The 22,110-nt window shown below is 70.5% G+C and carries 20 protein-coding genes; 7 read left to right on the top strand and 13 right to left on the bottom strand.

Annotated elements, in window-relative coordinates:
* Window positions 1-30: 30 nt before the first annotated feature.
* The 7 genes from AC1PME_RS09410 to hutI form a co-directional block, all read right to left on the bottom strand.
* Window positions 31-657 (bottom strand): TetR/AcrR family transcriptional regulator, encoded by a 627-nt coding sequence (locus tag AC1PME_RS09410; RefSeq protein ID WP_254457809.1) that lies wholly within the window; start codon window positions 655-657, stop codon window positions 31-33.
* Window positions 657-914 carry an acyl-CoA-binding protein gene (locus tag AC1PME_RS09415; RefSeq protein ID WP_254457810.1) on the bottom strand — a complete coding sequence of 86 codons (258 nt, stop codon included), beginning with the start codon at window positions 912-914 and terminating at the stop codon, window positions 657-659. The genes AC1PME_RS09410 and AC1PME_RS09415 overlap by 1 nt, the downstream gene beginning before the upstream one ends.
* Before the next feature lie 105 nt (window positions 915-1,019).
* Complete coding sequence (locus AC1PME_RS09420) at window positions 1,020-1,829, bottom strand: hypothetical protein (protein ID WP_481097943.1); 810 nt, start codon at window positions 1,827-1,829, stop codon at window positions 1,020-1,022.
* Window positions 1,830-1,974: 145 nt separating this feature from the next.
* The gene (gene hutU / locus AC1PME_RS09425; protein ID WP_481097944.1) at window positions 1,975-3,642 is read right to left on the bottom strand and encodes a urocanate hydratase; all 1,668 of its coding nucleotides are present in this window, start codon (window positions 3,640-3,642) and stop codon (window positions 1,975-1,977) included.
* 48 nt (window positions 3,643-3,690) lie between these two features.
* Window positions 3,691-4,554: an N-formylglutamate deformylase gene (hutG, locus tag AC1PME_RS09430; protein WP_481097945.1), complete on the bottom strand. Its 864-nt coding sequence runs from the start codon at window positions 4,552-4,554 to the stop codon at window positions 3,691-3,693.
* Window positions 4,555-4,663: 109 nt separating this feature from the next.
* On the bottom strand, window positions 4,664-6,202 hold the full coding sequence (gene hutH / locus AC1PME_RS09435) for a histidine ammonia-lyase (protein ID WP_481097946.1): 1,539 nt from the start codon (window positions 6,200-6,202) through the stop codon (window positions 4,664-4,666).
* A complete protein-coding gene (gene hutI / locus AC1PME_RS09440) occupies window positions 6,199-7,401 on the bottom strand; it encodes an imidazolonepropionase (RefSeq protein WP_254461398.1) in 1,203 nt (400 codons plus the stop codon). The genes hutH and hutI overlap by 4 nt, the downstream gene beginning before the upstream one ends.
* 63 nt (window positions 7,402-7,464) lie before the next feature.
* Here hutI and AC1PME_RS09445 point away from each other — a divergent pair, with 63 nt between their 5' ends.
* The 3 genes from AC1PME_RS09445 to AC1PME_RS09455 all read left to right on the top strand — a co-directional run bounded on the left by AC1PME_RS09445 (window position 7,465) and on the right by AC1PME_RS09455 (window position 12,107).
* Window positions 7,465-8,862, top strand: a complete 1,398-nt coding sequence (locus tag AC1PME_RS09445; RefSeq protein WP_481097947.1) for a formimidoylglutamate deiminase — start codon at window positions 7,465-7,467, stop codon at window positions 8,860-8,862.
* Window positions 8,863-8,911: 49 nt separating this feature from the next.
* Window positions 8,912-9,643: a histidine utilization repressor gene (gene hutC, locus AC1PME_RS09450; RefSeq protein ID WP_307552938.1), complete on the top strand. Its 732-nt coding sequence runs from the start codon at window positions 8,912-8,914 to the stop codon at window positions 9,641-9,643.
* 475 nt (window positions 9,644-10,118) lie between these two features.
* Window positions 10,119-12,107, top strand: a complete 1,989-nt coding sequence (locus AC1PME_RS09455; RefSeq protein WP_481097948.1) for an SDR family oxidoreductase — start codon at window positions 10,119-10,121, stop codon at window positions 12,105-12,107.
* Between the two features lie 155 nt (window positions 12,108-12,262).
* Here AC1PME_RS09455 and AC1PME_RS09460 read toward each other — a convergent pair whose 3' ends face one another.
* The 3 genes from AC1PME_RS09460 to AC1PME_RS09470 form a co-directional block, all read right to left on the bottom strand.
* On the bottom strand, window positions 12,263-13,258 hold the full coding sequence (locus tag AC1PME_RS09460; RefSeq protein WP_481097949.1) for a restriction endonuclease: 996 nt from the start codon (window positions 13,256-13,258) through the stop codon (window positions 12,263-12,265).
* A 200-nt stretch (window positions 13,259-13,458) separates the two neighbouring features.
* Window positions 13,459-14,112: a phasin family protein gene (locus tag AC1PME_RS09465; protein ID WP_254457819.1), complete on the bottom strand. Its 654-nt coding sequence runs from the start codon at window positions 14,110-14,112 to the stop codon at window positions 13,459-13,461.
* A 114-nt stretch (window positions 14,113-14,226) separates the two neighbouring features.
* Window positions 14,227-15,492 carry a patatin-like phospholipase family protein gene (locus tag AC1PME_RS09470; RefSeq protein ID WP_254457820.1) on the bottom strand — a complete coding sequence of 422 codons (1,266 nt, stop codon included), beginning with the start codon at window positions 15,490-15,492 and terminating at the stop codon, window positions 14,227-14,229.
* Between the two features lie 87 nt (window positions 15,493-15,579).
* Here AC1PME_RS09470 and AC1PME_RS09475 point away from each other — a divergent pair, with 87 nt between their 5' ends.
* Window positions 15,580-16,299, top strand: a complete 720-nt coding sequence (locus AC1PME_RS09475; protein WP_254457821.1) for a DUF8198 family protein — start codon at window positions 15,580-15,582, stop codon at window positions 16,297-16,299.
* 335 nt (window positions 16,300-16,634) lie between these two features.
* Here the strand turns inward: AC1PME_RS09475 and AC1PME_RS09480 are convergent, their stop codons facing one another.
* A complete protein-coding gene (locus AC1PME_RS09480; protein ID WP_254457822.1) occupies window positions 16,635-16,910 on the bottom strand; it encodes a polyhydroxyalkanoic acid system family protein in 276 nt (91 codons plus the stop codon).
* A 116-nt stretch (window positions 16,911-17,026) separates the two neighbouring features.
* On the opposite strand from AC1PME_RS09480, the gene AC1PME_RS09485 reads away from it, so the two are divergent.
* Window positions 17,027-17,824 carry an FHA domain-containing protein gene (locus AC1PME_RS09485; protein ID WP_254457823.1) on the top strand — a complete coding sequence of 266 codons (798 nt, stop codon included), beginning with the start codon at window positions 17,027-17,029 and terminating at the stop codon, window positions 17,822-17,824.
* Here the strand turns inward: AC1PME_RS09485 and msrQ are convergent.
* Together msrQ and msrP are read right to left on the bottom strand one after the other, a co-directional pair.
* A complete protein-coding gene (msrQ, locus tag AC1PME_RS09490; protein ID WP_307550141.1) occupies window positions 17,793-18,422 on the bottom strand; it encodes a protein-methionine-sulfoxide reductase heme-binding subunit MsrQ in 630 nt (209 codons plus the stop codon). The genes AC1PME_RS09485 and msrQ overlap by 32 nt on opposite strands.
* Window positions 18,423-18,556: 134 nt before the next feature.
* Window positions 18,557-19,525, bottom strand: a complete 969-nt coding sequence (gene msrP / locus AC1PME_RS09495; protein ID WP_254457825.1) for a protein-methionine-sulfoxide reductase catalytic subunit MsrP — start codon at window positions 19,523-19,525, stop codon at window positions 18,557-18,559.
* A gap of 154 nt (window positions 19,526-19,679) precedes the next feature.
* Between msrP and serC the strand changes: the two genes are divergently transcribed.
* Together serC and pheA are read left to right on the top strand one after the other, a co-directional pair.
* The gene (gene serC, locus AC1PME_RS09500) at window positions 19,680-20,765 is read left to right on the top strand and encodes a 3-phosphoserine/phosphohydroxythreonine transaminase (RefSeq protein WP_254457826.1); all 1,086 of its coding nucleotides are present in this window, start codon (window positions 19,680-19,682) and stop codon (window positions 20,763-20,765) included.
* An 80-nt stretch (window positions 20,766-20,845) separates the two neighbouring features.
* Window positions 20,846-22,003, top strand: coding sequence for a prephenate dehydratase (gene pheA / locus AC1PME_RS09505; protein WP_254457827.1), 1,158 nt, complete (start codon window positions 20,846-20,848; stop codon window positions 22,001-22,003).
* The last annotated feature ends 107 nt before the right edge of the window (window positions 22,004-22,110 follow it).

Consider the following 22,110-nt stretch of genomic DNA (forward strand, 5'->3'; position numbering starts at 1 on the left):
CGCGCGCGATGGCGCGCGGGGCAGGGCGCCTCAATCCAGATAGGCTTCCATCAGCGTGGCCAGGTGCGCGCGCTCGGCCTCGCGCAGGAACGGTGCGATCAGCTGCATCACCTGCACGATGCCGTGGCGGATCGCCACTTGCTCGTCCTTTTCGCCGCGCGCGGCCGCGTAGTTGAGCCAGAACGTGGCCACCACCAGCGCATTGGTGGCCACGCCGCTTCTTTCCTGGACGCTGGCGCGCATCGCCCCGGTCTGCGCCAACCCCTCGAACACCGCCTGCACGCTGGCGTCGGCGCGGCGCAGGATGCGTGCGAAGCGCAGGCGCAGGCGCCGGCTGCGGCTGAGGATCTCGACCAGGTCGCGGTACAGGAAGCGGTAGTCCCAGATGCACTCGAACACCAGGTGCAACTGCAGCCAGATGTCCTCCAGCCCCGGCAGCCGCGCGCTCGGCAGCGCCAGCGCCGCGTCCATGCGCTCCTCGTAGCGCGCGAACAGGTGCTCGATGATGTCGTCCTTGTTGCGGAAGTGGTAGTACAGGTTGCCGGGGCTGATCTCCAGCTCGTCGGCGATGTGGTTGGTGGTGACGTGCGGCTCGCCCTGCGCGTTGAACATCGCCAGGGCGGTCTCGAGGATGCGCCGTCGGGTGTCGCGGGCCATCAGGCCAGCAGCTTCTTCACCAGGTCCACGTACTTCTTCTGCGCTTCGGCCTGGGGCATGCCCTTGAGCTTGGCCCAGGCCTCGTACTTGGCGGTGCCGACGAAGTCGAAGAAGCCGGGCTTGGTGCCGCTCACGTCGCCCTCCGAGCCTTGCTTGTACAGCGCGTACAGCCGCAGCAGGGTGTCGTTGTCGGGACGCTCCGCGCGCTGCTTGATGTCCTGGACCGCTTTCTCGAAGGCCGCCTTGCTGTCCGCCATGATCCCGCTCCGCCCTGACCGGCAGGCATCACAGCACGGGCGACCGGCCCGGTCAACGCGGGCCGCGGCCGGTGGCGGCCGCGGTCGCCGGCACGGCTGCCGCCGTTACAGCATCGGCAAGGCGTCGGTCTGGCGGCTGTCGGCGATGCGTTCGTGCGCATGCGCGGCCTGTTCCTGCGCGGCCTGTGCCTGCCGTGCCAGCGAGGCCTTGGCGGCGATGGAACGAATCGCATCGGTCACTTCGGCCAGCGGCACCTGGCTGCCGAGCCGCTGGAAGGTGTCGCGGCTGTTGTAGCCGGAGCCGTCGCGCAGGTACTGCTCGTACATGGTCAGCAGTTCGGTGCAGGCCGCGGTCAGGGTTTCCATGTTGTTGCGGGCCAGCGCGTGGCCGACCTGGTCGAGGTTGTGCAGGCAGTCCGAGAGCCAGTGCAGGTCGTAGCGCGCGCTGGCCGGCTCCGGCCCGTTGTGGCCGCGGCTGAACGCGCTGTAGCGGCGGATGCTGCGCGCCACCCGCGCGACGTGCGCGAGCAGGGTGCCGACCTCGTCGGCGATGTCGATCTGCGCCAGGGCGATGGTCGACGGCGGCGCTGCAGGGGGCGACACCGGCGCCGCCTTCGGTGGTGCCGTGGCAGGCGCGCCTGCAGGCGCGGCCGCGGCCGCCGCGGGTGCCGACTCGTACTCGTAGGTCGCACGCAGGCGCTCGTGGTCCTGGCGCAGCGTTTCCAGTTCCTGCGCGCTGGCGGCGGCCTGCGCCTTCAGCTGGCTCAGCGCCGCCTGATACCGCGCGATCGTCTCCTTCGCAGTCGCGTCGCGCTGATAGGCATGCCCCAGACGCTGGAACAAGCCATGCGCGAACGCTGTGGCAACGGCAGCCCACAGCGCCACGGCAGGAGTGAGATAGATCAGGATGCCCATGCAGGCTCCTTGAAACGTTGCATCCCTTGTCGGCGTGTTGCGGCCGATCTTGAGGGCGTATCGTCCAAGCGGTGACGCAGTTCCGGTTTGGCGCCGCGCCGCGCCGGCCGTCCGCCGCCGCCAGGCGACGGACGCCGCGCCGGCCTCAGCGCAGGATGCCGGGCAGGTCCAGGTGCTTGTCGCGGGCGCACTCCAGGGCGATGGGATAGCCGGCGTCGGCATGCCGCATCACCCCGGTGGCCGGGTCGTTCCACAGCACCCGGGCGATGCGCTTGGCCGCCGCCTCGGTGCCGTCGCAGACGATGACCATGCCGGCGTGCTGCGAGAAGCCCATGCCGACGCCGCCGCCGTGGTGCAAGGACACCCAGGTGGCGCCGCTGGCGGTGTTGAGCAGGGCGTTGAGCAACGGCCAGTCGGACACCGCGTCCGAGCCGTCGGCCATGGCCTCGGTCTCGCGGTTCGGCGAGGCGACGCTGCCGCTGTCCAGGTGGTCGCGGCCGATCACCACCGGCGCCTTCAGTTCGCCCTTGGCGACCATCTCGTTGAACGCCAGCCCCAGGCGGTCGCGATCGCCCAGGCCGACCCAGCAGATCCGCGCCGGCAGGCCCTGGAACTGGATCTTCTCGGCGGCCATGTCCAGCCAGCGGTGCAGGTGCGGGTTGTCGGGAATCAGTTCCTTGACCTTGGCGTCGGTCCTGGCGATGTCCTCCGGGTCGCCGCTCAGCGCGGCCCAGCGGAACGGGCCGATGCCGCGGCAGAACAGCGGCCGGATGTAGGCGGGGACGAAGCCGGGGAAGTCGAAGGCGTTGGCCACGCCTTCTTCCAGCGCCATCTGCCGCAGGTTGTTGCCATAGTCCACGGTGGGCACGCCGAGGGCATGGAAGCCGAGCATGGCGCGGATGTGGTTGGCCATCGAGGCACGCGCGGCCTGTTCGACTTCCTTCGGCGCGGAGACGCGCTTTTCGTCCCATTGCGCGACGGTCCAGCCCTGCGGCAGGTAGCCGTTGACCGGGTCGTGCGCGGAGGTCTGGTCGGTCAGCAGGTCCGGCCTGACGCCGCGCGCCAGCAGCTCGGCGAGCACGTCGGCGACGTTGCCGAGCAGGCCGACCGAGCGCGGCGTCTTCGCCGCGCAGGCTTCGGCGATCAGGCGCAGCGCCTCGTCCAGCGAATCGGTCCAGGTGTCCAGGTAGCCGGTGCGCAGGCGCATGTCGATGCTGCTCTTGCGGCATTCCACCGCCAGGCACGAGGCGCCGGCCATCACTGCGGCCAGCGGCTGCGCGCCGCCCATGCCGCCGAGGCCGCCGGTGAACAGCCACTTGCCGGACAGGTCGCCGCCGTAGTGCTGCCGGCCCATTTCCACGAAGGTCTCGTAGGTGCCTTGCACGATGCCCTGGGCGCCGATGTAGATCCAGCTGCCGGCGGTCATCTGGCCGTACATGGCCAGGCCCTTTTGATCCAGCTCGTTGAAGTGGTCCCAGTTGGCCCAGCGCGGCACCAGGTTGGAGTTGGCGATCAGCACCCGCGGCGCGTCGGCATGGGTGCGGAACACGCCGACCGGCTTGCCCGACTGCACCAGCAGGGTCTGGTCGTCGTCCAGGCGGATGAGGGTTTCGACGATGGCGTCGAAGCTCTCCCAGTCGCGCGCGGCGCGGCCGATGCCGCCGTACACCACCAGTTCCTGCGGGCGCTCGGCCACGTCCGGGTGCAGGTTGTTCATCAGCATGCGCAGCGGCGCTTCGGTCAGCCAGCTCTTGGCGGTGAGGGTGCTGCCGGTGGGGGCGTGGATGCGGCGGGTGGCGTCGAGGCGGGTCATGCGGGAATCCTCAGGTGGATGCGCGGAAGGCGGAACGCGGTGCGCGCGTCAGTCGGCAGCGCGACCGGACGCGGTGGGGTGGCGAGCGAAGTCCAGGCATGCCTGCAGCACCTGCTGCAGTACCGCGCGCAGCGGCGCGGCGGCGTCGGGTTGCCAGGGCGAAGGCCAGCTGGCGGGGTCGACCGTGTCCGGCTCGTGCATGTAGCCGCGGCAGGCCAGCTCCATCTGGATCGCGTGCACGCCGTCGGCCGGCGCGCCGTGGTGGCGGGTGCTCCAGCCGCCCTTGAAGCGGCCGTTGCGCACGTGGCTGAAGCCGCTGCCGGCGCAGACGCGTTCGACCGCATCGGTCAGCGCCGCCGCGCAACTGGTATCCACCGCGCCGGTGGCGCCGGCGCTGCCGATGTTGAACTGCGGCAGCTCGCCGTCGAACAGGTGCGGGATGCGCGAACGGATCGAATGCGCGTCGTACACCACGATCGCCGGGTGCAGCGCGCGCAGGCGCGCGATCTCCGCGTCCAGGGCGGCGTGGTAGGGCACGAACCAGCGCGTGCGGCGCGCGTCGATCTCGGCCGCATCCGGCTCGGCGCCGGGCCGGTACAGCGGTTGCGCGTCGAAGGTGGTCAGCGGACACAGCCCGGTGGTGTTCTGCCCGGGATACAGCGACACCCCGGCCGGGTCGCGGTTGACGTCGATCACCGAGCGCGAGATCGCCGTGCGCACGGTGGTCGCGCCCATTGCCGTGGCGAAGTCGTACAGCAGGTGCACCCACCAGTCGGCATCGCGTTGCGCCAGCCACGGCGAGACGAAGCCGTCGGCCAGCGGTTCCGGCAGCGCGGTGCCGGTATGCGGGAAGCTGAGGATCAGCGGCGCATCGCCGCGGTGCACACTGAGCCAGTCGGGCAGGGATGTCATACGGCCTCGCGCGTTGTGCTGTTCTGTAGGAGCGGCTTCAGCCGCGACGGGGCATTACCCGGTAAAGCCCTGTCGCGGCTGAAGCCGCTCCTACGACGGGTTCTTTGGATCAGGACATGACTTCAGGCAACGCCATCTCCACAGCGGCTGCCAGCGTGCCGTCGCGCACCAGCGCGGTGGCGGCCAGCATGTCCGGGTGGAAGTAGCGGTCGTCCTGCAGTGCCGGCACGCGGGCGCGCAGCAGCGCGCGCGCCGCCTCCAGCGCGGCGCTGGAGCGCAACGGCGCGTGGAAGTCGCAGCCCTGCGCGGCCGCCAGCAACTCGATGCCGACCACGTTGGCCGCGTTCTCGGCCATCGCCAGCAGGCGCCGCGCGCCGTGCGCGGCCATCGACACGTGGTCTTCCTGGTTGGCCGAGGTCGGGATCGAATCGACGCTGGCCGGATAGGCGCGCTGCTTGTTCTCCGAGACCAGCGCTGCGGCGGTGACCTGCGGGATCATGAAACCGGAGTTGAGGCCGGGCTTGGGCGTCAGGAACGCCGGCAGCCCGGACAGCGCCGGATCCACCAGCATGGCGACGCGGCGCTCGCTGATCGAGCCGATCTCGCACACCGCCAGCGCCAGCATGTCGGCGGCGAAGGCCACCGGCTCGGCATGGAAGTTGCCGCCGGACAGCGCCTCGCCGGTGTCGCTGAACACCAGCGGGTTGTCCGACACGCCGTTGGCCTCGGTGGCCAGGGTGGTGGCGGCCTGGCGCATCACGTCCAGCGCCGCGCCCATCACCTGCGGCTGGCAGCGCAGACAGTACGGGTCCTGCACGCGCACGTCGTTGTCGCGGTGCGAATCGCGGATCGCCGAGTCGTGCATGAGGGCGCGCAGCGCGGCGGCGGTGGCGATCTGCCCGGGCTGGCCGCGCAGCGCGTGGATGCGCGGATCGAACGGGGTGTCCGAGCCTTTGGCGGCTTCGGTGGACAGCGCGCCGGCGACCAGCGCGGCCTGGAACACGCGCTCGATCTCGAACAAGCCGGCCAGCGCATACGCGGTGGAGTACTGGGTGCCGTTGAGCAGCGCCAGGCCTTCCTTGGCGCCCAGCGTCAGCGGCTGCAGCCCGGCCCGCGCCAGCGCCTGCGCCGCCGGCAGGCGCGCGTCGCCGACGAAGGCCTCGCCGACACCCAGCATCACCGTGGCCAGGTGCGCCAGCGGCGCCAGGTCGCCGGAGGCGCCGACCGAGCCCTGGCACGGCACCACCGGGATCACCTCATGGCGCAGCAGCGCTTCCAGCAGCGCCAGCGTCTGCGGCCGCACGCCGGAGGCGCCCTGGGCCAGGCTGGCCAGCTTCAGCGCCATCATCAGCCGCACCACCGGCACCGGCATCGGCGCGCCGACCCCGGCCGCGTGCGACAGCACGATGTTGCGCTGCAGGGCTTCCAGGTCGTCGCGTTCGATGCGCACGCTGGCCAGCTTGCCGAAGCCGGTGTTGATGCCGTACACCGGCGCGCCGGTGGCGACGATCGCCTCCACCGCCTGCGCGCTGCGCAGCACCGCGTCGGTGCAGGCCGGGTCCAGGCGCACGCCGGCGCCGCGGTACACGGCGCGCCACTGCGCCAGGCTGACCGCGCCGGGGCGCAGCAGGATCTCGTCGTCGCTCATTGTCCTCTCCAGATACGCGCATGCAGTGGGTTGAAGCCCATGCGATAGACCAATTCGGCCGGTTCGGCGATGTCCCAGATCGCCAGGTCGCAGGCCAGCCCGGCGCGCAGCCGGCCGACCTGATCCTGGCGCCCGAGCGCGCGGGCCGCCTCGCGGGTGAAGCCGGCGATGCACTCGGCCACGGTCAGCCGGAACAGCGTCGCCGCCAGATTCATCGCCAGCAGCGGGCTGGTCAGCGGCGAGGTGCCGGGGTTGCAGTCGGTGGCCAGCGCGCGCGGCACGCCGGCGGCGCGCAGCGCGGCGATCGGCGGCAGCTGGGTATCGCGGGTGAAATAGAACGCGCCCGGCAGCAGCACCGCCACGGTGCCGGCGGCGGCCATCGCGGCGACGCCGGCGTCGTCCAGGTATTCGACATGGTCGGCCGAGCGCGCGCCGTAGCGCGCGGCCAGCGCCGCGCCGCCCTGGTTGGACAGCTGTTCGGCGTGGATCTTCAGCGCCAGGCCATGCCGTTGCGCGGCCTGGAACACCTGCTCGGTCTGCGCCGGGGTGAACGCCAGGTGCTCGCAGAACACGTCCACCGCCTCGGCCAGGCCCTGCGCGGCGACCGCCGGGATCATGCGCTCGCAGACCTCGTCGATGTAGGCCTGCGCCTCGGCGCCGGGCGGCACCGCGTGCGCGCCGAGGAAGGTCGGCGACACCGCCACCGGGCGCAGTTCGCCCAGGCGCCGCGCCACGCGCAGCAGGCGCAGTTCGTCCTCCAGGGTCAGGCCGTAGCCGGACTTGATCTCCACCGTGGTCACGCCTTCGGCCAGCAGCGCGTCCAGCCGCGGCAGGCTGGCGGCGAGCAGGGCGTCCTCGTCGGCGGCGCGGGTGGCGCGCACGGTGGAGACGATGCCGCCGCCGGCACGGGCGATGTCGGCATAGCTGGCGCCGAGCAGGCGCTGCTCGAACTCGCCGGCGCGGTTGCCGGCATAGACCAGGTGGGTGTGGCAGTCGATCAGGCCGGGGCCGATCCAGCGCCCGCCGCAGTCGACGCTGCGCTGCGCCGACAGCGGGCCGGGCAACTGCGCGGCCGCGCCGGCATAGACGATGCGGCCGTCGCGGCAGGCCACCACGCCGTCGCGGACCAGGCCCAGTCCGCCATCCTCGGCGTCCAGCGTCATCAGGTGCGCGTTGTGCCAGAGCGTGTCGCAGGGCATGGTCACGGGCGGGCTCGTCGGTTATTTTGTATATACAATATTGCGGTCGATGGAGGGTGTCCAGTGCAGACCCAGGTGCAGCAGCAGGCCAGCGGCAACGCGGGATCGGGCGAATTCTGGTGCGCGCACGCGTTGCTGCCGCAGGGCTGGGCGCGCGACGTGCGCATCGGCGTGCGCGGCGGCCGCATCGTTACGGTGGACAGCGGCGTGGCTGCCGTCCTGGGCGATCGCCAGTTGGGCATCGTGGTGCCGGGGCTGGGCAACCTGCACAGCCACGCCTTCCAGCGCGGCATGGCCGGGCTGACCGAGATCGGCGGCCGCAGCGGCGACAGCTTCTGGAGCTGGCGCGAGCTGATGTACCGCTTCCTGCAGCGGCTGGACCCCGACGATCTGCAGGCCATCGCCGAGCAGGCCTACGTGGAAATGCTCGAGGCCGGCTTTACCCGGGTCGGCGAGTTCCACTACGTGCATCACGCCGCCGACGGCCGGCCCTACGCCGACCGTGCCGAGATGGCGCAGCGCCTGGCCGCCGCGGCGCACACCAGCGGCATCGGCCTGACCCTGCTGCCGGTGTTCTACGCGCACGCCGATTTCGGCGGCGCCGCGCCGAACCCGGCGCAGCAGCGTTTGCTGCATGACGTGGACGGCTTCGCCGCGCTGCTGGACGGCAGCCGCCGCGCCCTGCAGGGGTTGGACGACGCGGTGCTGGGCCTGGCCCCGCACAGCCTGCGCGCGGTCACCCCGGACGAACTGGCGGCGCTGCTGCCGCTGTGCGACGGCCCGGTGCACATCCACATCGCCGAGCAGACCCGCGAAGTCGACGCCTGCCTGGCCTGGAGCGGGCAGCGGCCGGTGCAGTGGCTGCTGGCGCACGCGCCGGTGGATGCGCGCTGGTGCCTGGTGCACGCCACCCATGTCGATGCCGCCGAAGTGCAGGGCATCGCCGCCAGCGGCGCGGTGGTCGGGCTGTGCCCGATCACCGAGGCCAATCTCGGCGACGGCCTGTTCCCGATGCCGGCGTTCCTGCGCGCCGGCGGCCGTTTCGGCGTGGGCTCGGACTCCAACGTGCTGATCGACGCGGCCGAAGAGCTGCGCCTGCTCGAATACGGCCAGCGCCTGGGCCTGCGCGGGCGCAACGTGCTCACCGGCGACACCGCGTTGTCCAGCGGCCGTTTCCTGTTCCAGTCCGCCGCGCAGGGCGCGGCGCAGGCGCTCGGCGTCGCCCAGGGCCTGCGCGAGGGCGCGCCGGCCGACCTGGTCGAACTGGACGCCGCGCATCCGGCAATGCAGGCGCGCCATGGCGACGCCTGGCTGGATAGCTGGGTGTTCGCCGCGCGCGGCGGTGCGGTGCGTTCGGTGTGGCGCCACGGCCGCGAGCTGGTCCGCGAGGGCCGCCACCTGCAGCGCGAGGCGGTCGCCGCCCGCTACGCGCGTGCGCTGGCCCGGTTGCTGGACGCATGAGGCGCGCAACGTATACGAGATGGTCTACGCGCCGTGGCGCGGGCCGCCGATGACGCCGGCCACACCGGCGCTGCCGCTCAACCAGCGCATCCGCCGCGACATCGAGGCGCGCATCCGCAGCGGCGAATGGCCGCCCGGCCATCGCATCCCGTTCGAGCACGAATTGATGGCGCAGTACGGCTGCTCGCGCATGACCGTCAACAAGGTGCTGGCGCTGCTCGCCGACGCCGGCATGATCGAACGCCGGCGCCGCGCCGGCTCGTTCGTGGCGCGCCCGCATCCGCACATGGAGCAGGTCGCGCTGGAGATCCCGGACATCCCGGTCGAGGTCGCCGCGCGTGGCCATGCCTATCGCTTCGAACTGCTGGAACGCCGGCAGCGCGCGCCGCGCGCGGCGTTGCCGCAGGAGGCCGAGGTCGCCGCGGGCGGCAGCCTGCTGGCGTTGCAGTGCCTGCACTACGCCGACGGCCGCCCGTTCGCGCTGGAGGAGCGGGTGATCAATCCGGTGGCGGTGCCGGAGGCCTTGCAGATGGACTTCGCGGTCACCGTGCCCGGCAGCTGGCTGTTGCAGCATGTGCCGTGGACCCGCGCCGAACACCGCATCAGCGCGGTCGGCGCCAGTGCCGCGCAGGCGGCACGGCTGCAGGTACCGGCCGGCACCGCCTGCCTGCTGATCGACCGCCGCACCTGGCGCGGCGAGCAGGCGGTGACCTTTGTGCGCCAGGTGTTCCTCGGCGACACCTACGACCTGGTCGCGCGGTTCTCGCCCGGCGCGCGCTGAGTCCGGCGCGCGGCGGCGCTCATACGATGCACGCATCGTCCGGGAGTGCCTGACTTGCAGCGCTGAACGCCTGCTTTCGCCTGCATCACCGCATCGCGCAGCGGCGGCTCCAGCCGCGACGGCATGCCACGGAACGCTGCATCGCGGCTGGTCCCGAAAAGGGGGCAACAGCCGCTTCTACGCGTACCTGCCCGGGGGGGAGTGGATGTGCCCGACGGGCGTTACCAAAAACGCGTGCGTCTCGGCCGATCCCACAAGCGGGGAGCAAGCGCCGCTCGCAAAGGGCGAACTACATCGGCTGGATGGTGGCGAAACTGGAGGGCGAGGTGCCCGCAGTCGCCTCGGCGGTGCACGATGCTGCGGCGCCGCATGCGCGCCATACGCCGGCGTGCGTTTGTCCTGCCTGCCGCACTCTGGCAAGTTAGCGCCGAGGCTGGGCGAGGGGCCGTGGCCGCGGAACGAGGGATGGTTCGGCATGACGTATTTCGTGACAGGCGCCACCGGCTTCATCGGCCGCTATCTGATGGCCAGGCTGATGCGGCGCAAGGGCGTCGTGCATGTCCTGCTGCGCAAGGAGTCGCAGCGCAAGTTCGATGCGCTGGTGCGCGAGCAGGGCTGGGATCCCAAGCGCCTGGTGGTGCTGCATGGCGACGTCGGCGCCGAGTATTGCGGGCTGTCTGCGGCGCAGCGCAAGGCGCTGCACGGCAAGGTCAAGCATTTCTTCCATCTGGCCGCGCTGTACGACCTCACCGCCAAGGCCGAGGAACAGCGCGTCGCCAACCTCGACGGCACCCGCAACGCGCTGGAACTGGCCGCGCACCTCGGCGCCGGCATCTTCCACCACACCAGTTCGATCGCGGTGGCCGGGCTGTACCCGGGCATCTTCCGCGAGGACATGTTCGAGGAAGCCGAAGGGCTGGACGATCCCTATCTGCGCACCAAGCACGACGCCGAGGCGCTGGTGCGCGCCGAGACCCGGATCAAGTGGTGCATCTACCGCCCGGCGATGGTGGTCGGCGATTCGCGCACCGGCGCCATCGACAAGATCGACGGCCCGTACTACTTCTTCCCGTTGATCAAGAAGCTGCGCCAGCTGCTGCCGCCGTGGGCGCCGATGCTCGGCATCGAGGGCGGCCGGATCAACCTGGTGCCGGTGGATTTCGTCGCCGATGCGATGGACCACATCGCGCACAAGCCCAAGCTCGACGGCCACACCTTCCACCTCACCGACCCCGAGCCGCTGCGGGTGGGCGAGGTGCTCAACGTGTTCTGCCGTGCCGGCCACGCCCCGGAAATGACCTTGCGGGTGGACGCGCGCATGTTCGCGTTCGTGCCCTCCAGCATTCGCGCCGCGGTCGGCAGCCTGCCGCCGATCCGCCGCTTCACCGGCATGCTGCTGCGCGACTTCCGCATCCCGCGCGAGGTGCTGAAGTTCATCACCTATCCCACGCGCTTCGACAGCCGCGAGACCGAGCGCGCGCTCAAGGGCAGCGGCATCGCCGTGCCGCGGCTGGAGGACTATGCCTGGCGCCTGTGGGATCACTGGGAGCGGCACCTGGATCCGGACCTGTTCGTCGACCGCTCGCTCAAGGGCAAGGTCCGCGGCAAGGTGGTGCTGATCACCGGCGGTTCCTCGGGCATCGGCCTGGCCACCGCGCAGCGCGTCGCCGAGGCCGGCGCCATCACCATCATCGTGGCGCGCGGCGAGCAGGAACTGCATGCCGCACGCGACGCGATGAACGCCAAGGGCGGCAAGGTGTTCGCCTACACCGCCGACCTGTCGGACCTGGCCGACTGCGACCGCCTGCTCAAGACCGTGCTGGAGGCGCACGGCCATGTCGATGTGCTGATCAACAACGCCGGCCGCTCGATCCGCCGCTCGATCGAACTGAGCTACGACCGCTTCCACGATTTCGAGCGGACCATGCAGTTGAACTACTTCGGCAGCCTGCGCCTGATCATGGGCGTGCTGCCGGGCATGACCGCGCGGCGCAAGGGCCATATCATCAACGTCAGCTCGATCGGCGTGCTGGCCAACTCGCCGCGCTTCTCCGCCTACGTCGCCTCCAAGGCGGCGCTGGACGCCTGGAGCCGCTGCGCGCAGGGCGAGCTGTCGGGCAAGGGCATCAGCTTCACCACGGTCAACATGCCGCTGGTGAAGACGCCGATGATCGCCCCGACCAAGATGTACGACAGCGTGCCGACGCTGAGCGTGGACGAAGCCGCCGACCTGATGGTCAAGGCGATCATCGAACGCCCCAGCCGCGTGGCCACGCGCCTGGGCATCTTCGCCGCCCTGGTCAACGCGGTGGCGCCGAAAGCCTACGAGGTGGTGATGAACACCGCCTTCGAACTGTTCCCCGATTCGGCCGCGGCCAAGGGCGACCGCAAGGCGCTACGCGAGGCCAAACCGAGCCAGGAGCAGATCGCGTTTGCTGCGTTGATGCGGGGCGTGCATTGGTAGCGGGGCGGGGAATCGGGAATGGAGAATCGGGAATCGCAAAAGCGCTGGCTGCACGCGGTGCCACTGCTGTCTTGTCAGACAGGTGCGCGCGCATGTGCACGGCATGCCGATAGCCCGCTCTACCGATTCCCCATTCCCGATTCCCCAATCCCGGCTCAAAACGTCCTACATTGCCGCCAACGCACCGGTTCCGCACGGCCGGGGCGGGGATTGAGCTGGATGCGGACCGTGCGCAGGGTCGGGTAGCGTTCCACTTCGCGGCAGATGCGCGGCCACACCTGGGCATCGTCGCCGCTGCGGTCGACCACCAGGGTCATCTGCGTCTGCCAGATGCCACGGATCACGCCCGGCGTGGTGGCCAGGGCCTTGGACAGGTTCTGGCGATTGCGCTGTTCGGTGGCGGGGTCGGGCTCGGCCAGATCGCCGCCGGCATCGAGCGCCTGCTGGGGCGCAGCCTCGCTGGCAGTCGTCGACGTGGCTGGCGCCTGCGTGTGGGCCGCAGCAGCGGCGGGCGCAGGCGCGGGCGCGGCCACGGATGCGGGTGTCGCTTCGGGTTGCTGCAGCGCCAACGCACCGACCCCGGTCACCACGCCCAACGCGAGCGAGGCCAGGCCGGCGATGGCGATGTGGCGCTGCGCGCGGCGGCGGCTGGCGCCGATCACGCCGTCTTCCAGCTCGCTGGGCAGGTAGCGCTTGAGCATCGGCCAGATGCGCCGGCCGTCGAGGATTTCCACCGCCTGCTTCTCGGCCGCGGCGATGCCGTCGCGCTGCACCTTGCCCTCGGTGATCAGGATGCCGCCCTGCGCGCCCATCAGCCGCGCCGCCGCGCCCAGTTCGTTGACCGCGGCCGAGCCGATGCGGTACGCGCGGCCGTGCTTGCACGACAGCAGCCAGCGCGCATCGCCGCGGGTCATCACGAAGTCGCTCTGCGGTTCCTTGGACGCGGCGTCGTCCACGGCCGCATCGTGCAGGTCGCGCTGTTCGCGCATCGCACGCCGCACCATGTAGGAGAAATCGCGCCAGTGCAGGCCGGCCAGCGCATGCAGTCCGGCGGTGGTCTCATTCTCGCGGCGCCGCACCAGCCACAGGTAGAGACTGGCCGCCAGCCATGCCGCGATCGCCAAGATCGCGGCCGCTATCCAGGAAAACATGCTCGCACCCGCACACGCGCCGAAAGAAGTCAGTGTATCGCCAGCGTGTCACGGCGCCGGCAAGGCGACGGCGGTGGAAGGCGGACAAGAGAAGACCCGCCAGTCCGAAGCCGAGAGGGGAGGGGAGCAAACGGTCTTCTGATGGACTGGCGGGTCCGCTTCGATTGTCTGGAAAAACGTGTTGCTTTGCAACAATCCGGTTACTCGGCCGGGGTCGGCGTCGCGCTTTGCGTGCGGCTGCGGCGCTTGGGCGCGGTTGCGTTCCTGGCTGGCGCGACCTTGGCGACCACCGGGCCGGCGCGTCGGCGCGCCGGTGCCGCGCGCTTGGCGGTGCCGGCGTGCGATGCGGCGGTCTTCTTGGTGGCCTTCTTCGTTGCCGGCGCCTTGCCCGAGGCCTGCGACGCACGGCCGCCGCGCAGATGCCGCAGTTCGCCATTGAGCGCGTCCACGCGTTCGATCAGCGCGCCCAGGTCCTCGCGGCTGGGCACTTCCAGGCGACGCAGAGCGCGCTGCACGCGGTCCTCGAACACCTTTTCCAGGCGGTCCCAGGTGTCGGCAGCGCGCTCGCGGGCCTGGCCGACCCGGTTCTCCACCGCATCGCGCACCGCGTCGACGCCGCCGCCGGCCAGCTTGCGCGTGCTCTGCTCCAGGCTCAGGCCTTCCTTCACCAGGGTCTCGAACAGCTTGCCGCCTTCGGCCTGGGCGCGGCCGAAGGCGCCGACCCCGGCCAGCCAGACCTGCTGCGCCGATTCGCCCAGGCGCTTGGACAGCTTCTCCGCCTGCGCCTGCAGGGTGTCGTCGGCGGCAGTGGCGGTGCTGCGCTTCTTGCGCGCGGATTTCTTCAGAGTGGCCATGACGGTGCGGTTCCTTCGGCGGATGAGTGGCGGAGTTTGAGACTCGGGACTGTGACTAGAGTAATCACACCAGCGTGCGCAGCGGGCAAGCGGCGTACGCGGGCGACGTCGGCGCTACGCCTCCGGCGAACGGTGGGTGCGGCGCCTGGCGCGGCGGTTGGCGATGACCTGGTCGACGTCGTCCAGCGCACGGCGCAGCCGCGCGGTGGTCTCGGTCATGCGCCGCGGTTGCACGTCCACGCCATCGAGGAAGGTGCGGTGGCGGTCGTTCAGGATCGCGTGGCGCAGCGCGATGCCGTGCGCGGCCAGCAGCGGCTCCAGTGTCTGCGCGTTGCGGCGCAGGTCGGCCAGGGTGTTGCGGTAGGCGAGCTGGCACACGCGGTGGCGCGCGGCGTAGCTGAAGAGATTGGTGAAGAACAGTTCGCTGTTGTTGGCGTTGGGCTCGAACACCAGTTGGTCCACCTGCGGGTACTGCTGCGCGTATTTCTCCAGCCCCACCTGCATGCGCGATTGCAGCAGGGTGCGGAAGGTCTGCGACAGCACCGCCGGCAGGCCGCCGGCGAGCAGCCGCGCGCGGTCGATGTGGCCATTGCGGCGCGGCGCATGGGTGGCGTCGTAGGGCACCAGCGGGTTGATTCCGATCATCAGGTCGATACCGCGCTCCAGCAGGGTGGAGGCGTGCATGGTGCGGCGCAGCGCGCCGTCCACGTAATGGTGCCCGTCGATCTGCACCGGCGGGTACAGTCCCGGCAGCGCGGCGCTGGCCTGGATCGCCAGCGAGATCGGCACGTGGTCCATGCCCGGCTCGCCGAAGCGCACCGTGCGGCCGCTGTCCAGGTCCACCGCGACCACGAACAGGCTGGTATCCAGGTCGCGGAAATCGTTGCTGCGGCCGCGGCGGCTGAACACGTCCTGCAGGAAGCGCTCGACCCCGGCGTTGTCGAACAGGCCGCTGGGCACCAGCCCGCCGAAGCGGGTGATCAGGTCGGACCAGCGGGTCTTGCGCGGCTCGGTGAGCAGGTCGTGCCACCAGCCGTAGGCCAGCCGCGGCAGCGTCGCGGCGCGGCGCAGGTACTCGTAGACGTTGGGCCGCAGGAAGTCTTCCGGGCGGAAGTGCGCATCGTCGCTGTTGCCGGTGACGAAGATCCGGCAGATCTCGGCGCTGCTGACCCGGTTGGCCAGGCCGGCGGTGAGGAAGGCCCCGGAGCTGACCCCGACATAGCAATCCAGGCGGGTCAGGTCCAGTCCGTCCAGCGCCTCGTCCAGGGCACGCAGCGCGCCGAGGCCGTACATGCCGCCGATCGGGCCGCCGCCGGCGATGGCCAGACCGATGCGGCCGTTGGAATGGGGACGGGGCGAGGCGCTATGGAGGGAAAGCATGCGCGGTCCGCAGGAGGCAGTGGCGCGAGTGTAGCCGAGCGCGGCGACGCTTGCGGTCGTGCCGGGCTGCGACCATCATCGGCGGCCATGGCGCGCAGCAATCCCGTCCTGGAACGACTCGGCCGCCGCCTGGCGTGGCACCAGGCGCTGCACGACCCCGTGCGCGAACCGCGCAACGCGCTGCGCTGGCTGCAGGAACTGCGGCGCTGGCAGTCGCAGCGGCTGGAGCGCAGCTTCGAGCATTTCCTGGAGGATCCGCAGCGGCGCCCGGCGGCGATGTTCTTCCTTACCGACGTTTATGGCGACCGCGACTTCAGCCGCCGCGACGCCGACATCGTCAAGGTGTTGCCGATGATGCAGCGGCTGATGCCGGCGGCGTTGCTGGACACGGTCGCCGACGGCATCGAGCTGGGCGCGCTGACCCACGCCCTGGACCTGCGCATGGCCGCGGCGCTGCAGGCCCTGGCGCCACGGCGCAAGCGCCTGGACGAGGCGCTGTATGCCCAGGCCTATCGGCAGACCGGACTGCCGCGGCTGCGCCAGCGCCAGATCGATCTGATCGCCCGCGTCGGCCTGGGCCTGGCCAACGCGGTGCACACGCCCGGCGTGCGCATGTTGCTGCGCTTCGCGCGCGGCCCGGCCAAGGCGGCCGGGTTGTCGGAACTGCAGGGCTTCCTGGAGCGCGGCTTCGACGCGTTCTCCAAGCTGGGCGACGCGGAAGGCTTCATCGGCGATATCGAGACCACCGAGCGCGCCGTGTCGCGGCGGTTGTTCGCGGGCGATCCGGATCCGTTTGCGTTGGAGTGAGTCGGGGGCCGCGCCCTCATCCCAACCCCTCTCCCGGGGGGAGAGCGGCTTTGGTCGTTCCTTCTCCCCTCGGGAGAAGATGCCCTGCAGGGGCGGATGAGGGGACGGGCGCAGCCTCGTTTAGCCAGTTCCACCAGCGCTTCGCGCCGCACCCTCACCCCAACCCCTCTCCCGGGGGGAGAGGGGCTTGAACTGTTCCTTCTCCCCTCGGGAGAAGGTGCCCCGGAGGGGCGGATGAGGGGACGGGCGCGCCTCGTGTAGTCAGTTCCACCAGCGCTTGGCGCCGTACCCTCACCCCAACCCCTCTCCCGGTGGGAGAGGGGCTCGATCGCGCATCAGCCCAGCTTTTCCGCCAGCACGCGGCGGATCTCGCTCTCCACCGTGCCCTTCATCGCCGACAGCAGGAACCCCAGCTCGGCGGTGACATGCACCTGCTTGGGCAGCAGTTCGATGCGGCCGTCCACGCCCGAGCGCGAGAACAGCAGGGCGTCGCCGTCCCAGTGCGATTCCAGGTCGAAGCGCTCGGCCAGTTTCCTGGCGGCGGTTTCGATGGCCTTGCGGGCCTGCGCGGGGGACATGGCGTGGTCGTGGCGGATGTCGATGCTGGACATGCTGGCTCCTGTGCGGGCGGGTGCCCGCGTGAACGATCAGGCATTGTGCGTATGCGCGATGCATTGTCCAGCGCGCGCGCTTCTGCGCGCGCGGGCAACCTGCTAGGCTGCCCGCCGTGCACGATCTGCAAGTCCATTTCAGCAACCGCCAACATCCCGACCGGCCCCTGCGCGCGGGCGTGCATCGCATCGTGCGGCTGGCCTCCGGCCAGGTCAGCGTGGTCGACGACACCCAGGGCGCGTTGCTGCTGGCGCAATTCTGCCTCGACCGGCGCGGGCTGTGGCTGCAGGTCGCCAACGGCAGCCGCGGCATCCATGTCAACGGCCGCCCGGTGCGGCGCATGGCCCTGCTGCGCGCCGGCGACGCGGTCTACGCCGACGGCGTGGAGATGGTGGTGCAGGGCAAGTGCGAGCCGCTGCAGCGCCTGCCCGAGGTCAGCGAGGCCGAACACGACGATCCGCGCCTGGTGTTGCGCGGTGTCGGCGGCCCGCACCATGGCCGCAGTTTCACCGTGGACCGGGTGCGCAGCGTCGGCCGCCTGCGCGACTGCGACATCCGCATCGACGATCCGGCCTGCGCCGAGCAGCACGCGCGCCTGGAGCGGCACGGCGAGCGGGTGCTGCTGCGCGGCTTCGGCGATGCGCAGACCCAGGTCAACGGCATCGCCGTGCGCAGCTGCTGGCTGCAGCCCGGCGATCAGGTCGTGTTCGATGCCCAGCACCGGTTCGTGCTGGAAGTGCCGCAGATGGTCGGTGCCGAGCCGCTGCGCGACGACCCGGCCCTGGCCGCGTTGGCGCTGACGCCGGCGGTGGCCCCGCGCCCGGCCACCGTGCGGCGCTGGCCGTGGCTGTTGCTCAGCGCCTTGCTGCTGGCCGCCGCGCTCAGCGGCCTGCTGTGGTTCGGCGCGCGCTGAGCGCCCGCCAGCCGCGCCAGCCCAGCAGCACCGCCAGGATCGCCGCGTACAGCAGCGGTTCGCGGATGTCCGACTTCACCAGCCACCAGAAGTGCAGCACGGCGAGCACGCCGATCGCATAGATCGCCTTGTGCAGCTTGCCCCAGTTGCGCTTGAGCCGGCGCATCCAGCCCTGGGTGGAGGTGACCGCGAGCGGCACCAGCAGCAGCCAGGCCAGGAAGCCGACGGTGATGTACGGACGCTTGACGATCTCCTCGAAGATCTGCGTCCAGTAGCCGCGCAGGTCCAGCCCCAGGTAGGCCGCCAGATGCACGCTGGCATAGAAGAACGCGTACAGCCCGAGCATGCGCCGGAACCGCAGCAGCACCGGTTGTCCGGTCAACTGCCGCAGCGGGGTGATGGCCAGGGTCAGCAGCAACAGCCGCAGCGCCCACAGCCCGGTGCGGTGCTCGACCTCGGCCACCGGATCGGCCCCCAGGGCGTCGCCGCCGGTCTGCCACACCTGCCAGAACTGCCAGCCCAGGTACGCCATCGGCGCCAGCGCCAGCGCATGCACCACCGCCTTGGCGGCAATCAACGAAGTCGAGGTCTTAGCCATGCGCCGTCATCGCGCGGTGTGGGCAAAGGCGGCATGAGACGCGCCGACCGTGGTGCCAGCCATCGCGCGACGCCACCACCCGGCGCCGCGCGTTTCCCATTCCCGATTCCCGGTTCGCCATTCCCGGCCTCCGCTCAATACCATTTCTTCAGATCCATCCCCGCATACAGTGACGCCACCTGGTCGGCATAGCCATTGAACGGGCGGGTGGGAATGCGCTCGGCGAACAGCTTGCTGGCCTTGCCGGCGATGCGGCGCTCGGTCTTCTGGCTCCAGCGCGGATGGTCCACCGCCGGATTGACGTTGGAGAAGAAGCCGTACTCGGACGGCTGCAGCTCGTGCCAGGCGGTTTCCGGCATGCGCTCGACGAAGCGGATCTCGACGATCGACTTGATGCTCTTGAAGCCGTACTTCCACGGCACCACCAGCCGCAGCGGTGCCCCGTTCTGCTGCGGCAGCGGCTTGCCGTACAGGCCGGTGGCGAGCAGGGTCAGCGGATGCATGGCCTCGTCGATGCGCAGGCCTTCCTTGTAGGGCCAGTCGATCGAGCTGTAGCGGATGCCGGGCATCTGCTGCGGATCGGCCAGGGTGGTGAAGGCGACGTACTTGGCCTTGGAGGTCGGCGCAAAGCGCTTGAGCACCTCGCCCAGCGGCACCCCCAGCCACGGGATCACCATCGACCAGCCTTCCACGCAGCGCAGGCGGTAGATCCGCTCCTCGGGCGTGTGGCCCTTGAGCAGGTCGTCCAGGCTCAGCGTGCCGGGCTTCTCGCACTCGCCGGACACCTTCACCGACCACGGCGAGGTGCGCAGGGTCTTGGCCGCCTTCGACGGATCGGTCTTGTCGGTGCCGAACTCGTAGAAGTTGTTGTAGCTGGTCACGTCCTCGTAGCGGGTCAGTTCCTCGTTGGTACGGAACCCGCTGCGCGCCTGCTCCGGCGTCACCACGGTCTTCGGCGGTGCCGGCGGCTCGGCGTCGGCGCAGCCGACCAGGCCGGCCACCGGGGTCAGCGCCAGGGCCTGCAGCAAGCGCCGTCGCTCGCGGTAGACCGCTTCGTCGGTGATCTCGCGGCTGGGGACGGTGAGGGCATCGCGCAACGACATGGCGGACTCCTGGAGCGAAGGGGGCGAGCGGTGACGGGGACTTCAGCACAGACTACGCATACGCCGGGCGAATGGATGCAAATGCAACCTAAATTGCCCGGGCAACAAGCTGTTGCGCTGCGGCATACTAGGGGTCCTGTCCGATAGGTGTCCCATGACGCGCGCGTTCAATTTCAGTGCCGGCCCCGCTGCGTTGCCGGAATCGGTCCTGCGCCAGGCGCAGGCGGAGATGTTGGAGTGGAACGGCGTGGGCGCCTCGATCGTGGAGCTGAGCCACCGCGGCGCCGAATTCATGGAGGTGGCGGCGCAGGCCGACGCCGACCTGCGCCGGCTGATCGGCATTCCCGACGACTACGCCGTGCTGTTCCTGGCCGGCGGCGCCACCACCCAGCAGGCGTTGCTGGCGCTGAACTTCGCCGCGCCCGGGCAGACCGTGGACTACGTGGTGACCGGGCACTGGAGCAAGACCGCGATCAAGCAGGTCGGGCCCTACGTCGACGTGCACGTGGCCGCCAGCAGCGAGGCCGGCGGCTTCCGCGACATCCCGCCGCGCGCCGACTGGCAGCTGCGCGACGATGCCGCCTACGTGCACATCACCGCCAACGAGACCATCCACGGCGTGGAGTTCCGCGACACGCCGGACGTCGGCGCGGTGCCGCTGTTCGCCGACTTCAGCTCCAGCATCGCCTCCGAGCCGATCGACGTGAGCAAGTACGCGCTGATCTACGCCGGTGCGCAGAAGAACCTCGGCCCGGTCGGCGTCACGGTGGTGATCCTCCGCCGCGACCTGCTCGAACGCGCCGGGCAGCCGCGCGCGGACATCTTCGACTACCGCTCGCACGTGGCGCGCGACTCCATGCTCAACACCCCGCCGACCTGGAACTGGTACCTGGCCGGGCTGGTGTTCAAGTGGATGCTGGCCGAGGGCGGGGTGGAGGCGTTCGCCGCGCGCAACCAGGCCAAGTCGGCGCTGGTGTACGCGGCGATCGACGCCTCCGGCGGCTTCTACCGCAACGAGGTCGTGGCGGCGGTGCGCTCGCGGATGAACATCCCGTTCTTCCTGCCGGACGAGACCCTCACCGCGCGCTTCGTCGCCGAATCCAAGGCGGCCGGCCTGCTGGCGCTGAAGGGCCACAAGGCGGTCGGCGGCATCCGCGCGTCGCTGTACAACGCCATGCCGCTGGCCGGTGCGCAGGCGCTGGTCGCGTTCATGCACGACTTCCAGCAGCGCCACGGCTGAGTCGCCGATCTTTTGCAGGAGCGGCGTCAGCCGCGACCGGATCGCTGCGGCGATCCGGACCACCGAGGAACCCCCGATCCATGGCCGCCAAGCCGAAGAAATCCCCCGCCGCCGCCAAGCCGGCCAAATCCAAGTCCGCCGAACCGGCGCCGGCCGCCACGCCGGCCCTGGCCGACGTGCGCGCCAAGATCGACGAGATCGACCGCACCATCCAGGCGCTGATCGCCGAGCGCGCGCAGTTCGCGCACCAGGTCGGCAAGGCCAAGGGCAAGCTCGCCGCCGCGGTGGACTACTACCGCCCCGAGCGCGAGGCGCAGGTGCTGCGCATGGTGGTGGACCGCAACCAGGGCCCGCTCAGCGACGAAGTGCTGGTGCACGTGTTCCGCGAGATCATGTCCGCGTGCCTGGCGCAGCAGGAGCCGCTGAAGATCGGCTACCTGGGGCCGGAAGGCACCTTCAGCCAGCAGGCGGTGCTCAAGCACTTCGGCCGTTCGGCGGTGGGCCTGCCGATGGCCACCATCGAGGAAGTGTTCCAGGAAGTGGAAAGCGGCAACGCCGACTTCGGGGTGGTGCCGGTCGAGAACTCGGGGCAGGGCACGATCCAGGTCACCCTGGACATGTTCCTGACCTCCAATCTGAAGATCTGCGGCGAGACCGAGCTGCGCGTGCACCAGTTCCTGCTCTCGCGCAGCGGGCGGCTGGACGCGATCGAGCGGATCTATGCGCATCCGCAGTCGTTCGCGCAGACCGCCGGCTGGCTGCGCGCGAATCTGCCGAAGGTGGAGAAGATTCCGGTCTCCAGCAACGCCGAGGGCGCGCGCCGCGCGCGCAATGCCGACGATGCGGCGGCGATCGGCGGGGAGAGCGCGGCGCATGTGTATGCGCTGAAGAAGGTCATCATGAAGTCGATCGAGGACGACGCGGACAACACCACGCGCTTCCTGGTGATCGGGCGGCAGATCTTCCCGCCGTCCGGGCACGATCGCACCTCGGTGCTGGTGTTCATCCACGACAAGCCGGGTGCGCTGTTCGATGTGCTCAGTCCGTTCGCGCGGCATGGGATCAGCATGAACCGGATCGAGTCGCGGCCTTCGCATCAGGCGAAGTGGGAGTACGGGTTCTTCATCGATCTGGCGGGGCATGTGGAGGATGAGGCGATGAAGGCGGCGTTGGCGGAGTTGAAGGCGCATTCGGCGCAGATCAAGGTGTTGGGGTCGTATCCGGTGGCGGTGCCTTGAGGTGGTTGCTCTGTTGCTTCGGCTCTGACCGCTGCAGGGCGCTTTGGGCACGACGAGAGGCGGGCCTGTAGGAGCGGTTTCAGCCGCGACCAGGCGTTCCCTGGAAG

This window comes from Xanthomonas sp. NCPPB 901 (assembly GCF_056725085.1).